Raw genomic sequence first — 6,373 nt, 5'->3', positions numbered from 1 at the left:
TACCTGTCCGTCCGTGAATTTCCTGTTATTGTGTTCGCTATGGTTCATTTCTTTCAATAGGTCGTCGACCAAACAATATATTGCTATAACTTTGTCCTGGAGCATTTTGAGATGTTTTATAGTTCGCACCATAAAATTACAAACTCATTATGCTCCTTCTTTTTAGGAAACTCGGGTTAATTAGCGCCAAAGTCCCCGAGGAAATAGACTACACCCAATATGAAATATCCGATGCCCTTGTAATCGATAATACCGGAGCCTATAGGGACCAGACCCAGTTATCCAGACATTTAAGGGCACAAGGTGTTTCCAAGGTGCTTTTAACAGCACCTGGCAAAGAGATACCAAATATAGTTCACGGGGTAAACCATTTGGACTATGACCCAGATACTACGCATATATTTTCCGCAGCTTCCTGCACAACAAATGCAATAACTCCCATACTAAAGGTCATTGACGATTCCGTTGGTATCAAAAAAGGACATTTGGAAACAATACATGCCTATACGAATGACCAAAACCTTGTGGATAATATGCATGATAAATATCGCCGAGGGAGGGCTGCTGCACTGAATATGGTAATTACGGAAACTGGCGCCGGCCAAGCAGTGGCGAAGGCCCTACCCAACCTAAAGGGCAAGTTGACTTCCAATGCAATTAGGGTCCCTGTCCCAAATGGGTCTTTGGCTATTCTCAACCTATATATCAAAAACAAAACGTCTTTAGAGGGCATAAATACCATTGTAAAAAAATACGCGCTCGAGGGCGACTTGGTGGAACAAATAAAATATAGCCTAAGCAAGGAATTGGTCTCCTCGGACATTGTAGGGTCTGTTGCACCCGCCGTCTACGATAGTGAGGCCACAATCGTTTCTGACAATGGCAAGAATTTGGTACTGTATATTTGGTATGATAACGAATTTGGATATTCCCAACAGGTAATGCGGCTTGCAAAATATATTGCCAAGGTAAGACGTTATACCTATTATTAAACAAAGGGAACAAAACATCCTTTTCGAAAGATTTTACGTACCTATTAATTAAAGGCTGAGGTTTTTCACCATTTGATTTTATTAAATTACTTTAGTCTTCTCTAAATCAGTTTTTAACGGAAATTTAAATACGAATGAAAATTTCAAGGTTATTATTTTTTCTGGCGGTCCTACTTACTGCCGGTGTAAGTTTTGCACAGGATTCGGAAGACGATGAATCTCTTTCCCTGAATAGTGGTCCTATTGGAAGTCAATTTGATTATATCACCAAAAAATCCGGAAATTACCGTGCAGACGGAGTACGTTATGAAGTAGTGAGGGAAGCGAATCTATACAAATTACGGGAAAACGTCCTTGACTCCTTAAAAGCCTTTAACAAGAGAATTACTGAACTTAATTCTACGATTTTGGAGCATGAAACAACCATTAGCTCCATAAACAAGAAACTTGAGGAAACTACAACGAATTTAGCTGCAGTTACGGAGGAAAAGGATAGTATGTCCTTTCTAGGCCTTCCAGTATCCAAAGGGACTTATAATTTTATATTGTGGACCATCATTGCTGGCCTTTTTATCTTATTGGGCTTGTTTGTTTATAAATTTAGAAGCAGTAATATCCTTACCCAAGAAGCAAAGCAGAACCTTGCCGAATTGGAAGTTGAATATGAGGATCATAGAAGGCGGGCTTTGGAACGCGAACAGAAAATTAGTAGAAAGCTACAGGACGAGCTTAACAAACAAAAGAAAGCGAAATAATTTTAAGCTCCCATTTGGGGGCTTTTTTTAATAATGATGGTAAGACAGGTCCATATCACAGAATTGGAACTTATAGTTCCATTATTTGACCAATACAGGGTTTTCTATGGTCAAGCATCTGATTTGAACGGGGCGAAAGCATTTTTAGAAGCGCGATTTCAAAACAAGGAATCCATTATAATGGTTGGTTTTAAAGGGGATATACCGGTCGGGTTTTTACAACTATATTATTCATTTTCATCGGTATCCCTTGAATCGACCCTCATACTGAACGATCTTTTCGTAAACCAAAATTATAGGAATTTAGGTATTGGCAGCTCTCTTTTAAAAACTGCCCAAGAATATTGTAGAAAAAATCAATTCAAAGGCTTAGCTTTAGAGACCGCAACGGACAATCCCGCACAAAAACTATACGAAAAATTGGGTTGGACGAGGGATTCGCACTGTTTTCACTACTTTTGGACCGCGAAATAAATCAGTTGTTCCAATGCGAATTGATATCATTACCGTTTTGCCGGAATTGCTTAAAAGTCCGTTCGAGGCATCTATTTTAAAAAGAGCCATTGATAAAGGTTTGGTAGAAGTCCATCTTCATAACTTAAGGGACTATACAGATAATAGTTACAATCAAGTAGATGATTATCAATTTGGAGGCGGGGCTGGAATGGTTATGATGATAGAGCCTATAGATAAATGTATATCCGAGCTAAAATCGCAAAGGAACTATGATGAGGTCATTTACATGACTCCGGATGGAAGTACCCTAAATCAGAGAATGGCGAATAGTCTCTCCCTACTTGAAAACATAATAGTTCTTTGTGGACATTATAAAGGAGTGGATCAACGCGTTAGGGATATGTTCATTACCAAGGAAATTTCCATTGGAGACTATGTACTCTCAGGCGGTGAACTAGGGGCTGCGGTCCTTTGCGATACTGTAATTAGACTTCTGCCAGGCGTACTTAATGATGAAACATCGGCCCTGACCGATAGTTTTCAAGACGGTTTATTAGCTCCTCCCGTGTACACAAGACCAGCGGAATATAAAGGAGTAAAAGTTCCTGAAATTCTACTAAGCGGAAATTTTGGAAAAATAGAAGAATGGCGGGAGGAAAAAGCCCTGGAACAAACGCAGAAATTAAGACCTGATCTTTTGCAATAGAAAATAAAATAAAAAGATTAAAATATTTGTAGATGTTAATTTTAGAAGTATTTTTGCACCCTGTTAATTCAACCTCTGACGAGAATCGTGAAAGTTGATTTGATTTAATTCCAATAGTAAGATTAAAATGGAATCATTAATAAAGTTTGTACAGGACGAATTTGTTACAAAAAAGGAGTTTCCAAAATTTTCAGCTGGTGACACTATTACGGTGTATTACGAAATTAAGGAAGGTGAAAAAACACGTACCCAGTTTTTTAAGGGAGTGGTAATTCAAAGAAGGGGAACCGGAGCCACGGAAACATTTACAATTCGCAAAATGTCCGGAACGGTTGGTGTCGAAAGAATTTTCCCGATCAATCTGCCCGCACTACAAAAAATCGAGGTTAACAAAAAAGGTAAAGTCCGTAGATCACGTATTTACTACTTTAGAGGTTTGACCGGTAAGAAAGCAAGAATTAAAGAGGTAAGATCTTAGTTTTTACTTTGAAATCACATAAAAAGAACACCGAAATTACTTCGGTGTTCTTTTTATGAACATTTGTTAAAAATGAACGTTCATAACCTGTTGATAATTAATTAAATAGAAAAACCACTTCCCTTTGATGTTTTTTTATTAAATTTAAGAGTGAATTAGGAAGAAAACTGAGGTAATAAAGAGTTCCTTCCCTATCACTATAAAGTTTACGTTCTTTATATTGTGGCTTAATCAAGTTGCATATTTTCTAGGGAAGTATTCAAACTTGGTGAGCATTGGTAGTAAAGGCTGTCGCTTTTATGTTCCATGTGGGCATCTAATTTTACACTGTTTTTCAGTTAATAAATTTGTTTGTCAAGGCTACGAGAAAGAAATGTATAGTACATGCTCGATTACAGAATGGAGATTGAAATACATTTCAAACGTTGATTTAGTGACGCAGAGGCAATCAAGGGTTGCAGTTTTAATTAATTTTAAAACAACATGTCTGTAAGCTATTTCTAAAAAGCCATATCAAAGTATTAGTACGTTGATATGGCTTTTGTTATTTCACAAAACTTCTCAAAAGGCCTTAAATATTCAGCAACCACCACCCTATTTAGGCTAGATAATATTGTATATTTGCACCGTTTGAATTTAAATAAACCAGAATGTCCAAAATTTTTTACACTAGAACGGATGAAGCACCTGCTTTGGCTACAGCTTCATTTTTGCCTATCGTTAAAGCGTTTACAAAAACTTCAGGAATCGAGATAGAAACCAAGGATATCTCCTTGGCAGGTAGAATTGCAGCAGTTTTTCCTGAATATTTGACCAAGGAGCAGCAAGTTTCCAATGATTTGGACGTGTTGGGGGAGCTGGCCAAGCAACCCGAAGCAAATATTATAAAATTACCGAATATCAGTGCTTCAATTCCTCAATTAAAGGAGGCAATTGCAGAACTACGCTCTAAAGGATATAAATTGCCAGAGTATCCCGATGAACCCAAAACCGAAGAGGAAAAAGAAATAAAAGCCAAGTATGACAAAATAAAAGGGAGTGCCGTAAACCCGGTCTTACGGGAAGGAAATTCCGATAGACGTGCTCCTAGGGCTGTAAAGAATTATGCAAAGAAAAACCCTCATTCCATGGGTGCCTGGTCTTCTGATTCCAAAACTCATGTGGCCACCATGTCACATGGTGATTTTAAATCCAACGAGAAATCACTAACGATTCAATCCGCTACGGAGGTACAGATAGTTCTAAAATCCGAAAATGGAGCAAAGAAAGTTTTAAAAGAAAAATTATCCTTACAAGACGGTGAAATAATTGATGCCACTGTTATGAGCAAGAAGGCGTTGTTGGCCTTTTTAAAGGAACAGGTGCAAGACGCCAAGGAAAAAGGAGTCTTATTCTCCGTGCATTTAAAGGCAACCATGATGAAGGTTTCAGACCCTATAATCTTTGGACACGTGGTAGAGAACGTGCTAAAACCCGTTTTTGAAAAAAATGCGGACACATTTGAAAAAATTGGGGTAAATCCAAATGACGGTCTTGAAGTTTTGTATAATAAATTGGATAAATTATCTGCCGAGCAAAAAGCGGAAATCAAGGGTCAAATTGCTTCAGAACTTGAAAAAGGGCCCTCTTTGGCCATGGTCAATTCAGATAAGGGGATTACTAATCTTCATGTGCCCAGTGATATCATTATCGATGCATCGATGCCTGCGATGATTCGTAATTCCGGTAAAATGTGGAATTCAGAAGGGAAAGCACAAGATACCAAGGCTGTAATTCCGGACAGTAGTTATGCAGGTATTTATTCCGCTACCATAGATTTTTGTAAAGAACACGGGGCATTTGACCCAACTACCATGGGTACTGTTCCCAATGTAGGTTTAATGGCTCAAAAAGCTGAGGAATATGGTTCACATGACAAAACTTTTGAGATAAAGGAAGCAGGTTCCGTTCAAGTAATAGATTTAAATTCTGATAAGGTTTTGTTGGAGCATGTAGTAGAACAAGGAGATATTTGGCGTATGTGTCAAGTAAAGGACGCCCCTATTGAAGATTGGATAAAGCTTGCAGTTTCCAGGGCAAGGGCGACAAACGACCCAGCAATATTCTGGTTGGATGAAAATAGGGCTCATGATAGAGAACTGATAAAGAAAGTTAATCAGTACCTACCACAACAGGATACAGATGGTCTGGATATTCAGATTATGTCTCCGGAAAAAGCAACTCAATACACGCTTAAACGTATTAAAGCAGGAAAAGATACCATTTCTGTTTCTGGGAACGTACTTAGGGATTACCTAACGGATTTATTTCCCATTCTAGAAGTAGGTACCAGTGCCAAAATGTTATCCATTGTGCCTTTGATGAATGGTGGTGGACTGTTTGAGACGGGGGCCGGTGGTTCTGCGCCAAAACATGTAGAGCAATTTTTGGAAGAGGGCCATCTTAGGTGGGATTCCTTAGGTGAGTTTTTGGCACTTGGCGTATCCTTGGAGTTTTATGGAGAGAAAAATAACAATCCAAAAGCCAAAGTTTTAGCAGATGCTTTAGACGCTGCCACGGAGAAATTTCTACTGAACGATAAGTCACCCTCCAGAAAAGTAAAGGAATTGGATACCAGAGGAAGCCATTTTTATTTGGCCATGTACTGGGCGGAAGCTTTGGCGAATCAAGATGAGGATGCAGAATTAAAAGCAATTTTCTCCAGTATAAATTCAAAAATCAAGGAAAGTGAGAAACAAATTTTGAATGAATTGATGGATGCACAGGGAAGCCCACAAGATATTGGCGGTTATTACAAACCAAATCCAAATTTGGAAACCATTGCAATGCGTCCAAGTGATACCTTCAATAAAATTTTGGACACTTTGTAAATTCCTATTTCTTAATAAATCAAAAGCCTCTTTACCAGAGGCTTTTTTCTTTTTAAGTTTTAAAATATCGTTAACCTTAAAATTGATTGGGTAATTCTAGTTATTTTTGAAAAAAA

At 38.1% G+C, this 6,373-nt stretch carries 5 protein-coding genes and 1 pseudogene; all 6 read left to right on the top strand.

What is annotated here, in order from left to right; translation table 11 throughout:
* Positions 1–176 precede the first annotated feature (176 nt).
* A pseudogene (locus tag BFP75_RS16880) lies at positions 177–992 on the top strand (glyceraldehyde-3-phosphate dehydrogenase); the annotation flags it as partial.
* Between the two features lie 134 nt (positions 993–1,126).
* Positions 1,127–1,747, top strand: coding sequence for a tRNA (guanine-N1)-methyltransferase (locus BFP75_RS16875; RefSeq protein WP_099546528.1), 621 nt, complete (start codon positions 1,127–1,129; stop codon positions 1,745–1,747).
* Between the two features lie 33 nt (positions 1,748–1,780).
* Positions 1,781–2,221: a GNAT family N-acetyltransferase gene (locus BFP75_RS16870; RefSeq protein WP_099546527.1), complete on the top strand. Its 441-nt coding sequence runs from the start codon at positions 1,781–1,783 to the stop codon at positions 2,219–2,221.
* A 13-nt stretch (positions 2,222–2,234) separates the two neighbouring features.
* Positions 2,235–2,909, top strand: coding sequence for a tRNA (guanosine(37)-N1)-methyltransferase TrmD (trmD, locus tag BFP75_RS16865; RefSeq protein ID WP_099546526.1), 675 nt, complete (start codon positions 2,235–2,237; stop codon positions 2,907–2,909).
* A 127-nt stretch (positions 2,910–3,036) separates the two neighbouring features.
* A complete protein-coding gene (gene rplS, locus BFP75_RS16860) occupies positions 3,037–3,387 on the top strand; it encodes a 50S ribosomal protein L19 (RefSeq protein ID WP_099546525.1) in 351 nt (116 codons plus the stop codon).
* Positions 3,388–4,037: 650 nt separating this feature from the next.
* Positions 4,038–6,257: an NADP-dependent isocitrate dehydrogenase gene (locus BFP75_RS16855; RefSeq protein ID WP_099546524.1), complete on the top strand. Its 2,220-nt coding sequence runs from the start codon at positions 4,038–4,040 to the stop codon at positions 6,255–6,257.
* Positions 6,258–6,373: the final 116 nt, after the last annotated feature.

This window comes from Maribacter sp. 4G9, assembly GCF_002742265.1.
Classification (GTDB): Bacteria; Bacteroidota; Bacteroidia; order Flavobacteriales; family Flavobacteriaceae; genus Maribacter.
The sequence above is the reverse complement of the archived record's forward strand: the minus strand, read 5'-3'. Positions and strand labels throughout refer to the sequence as shown.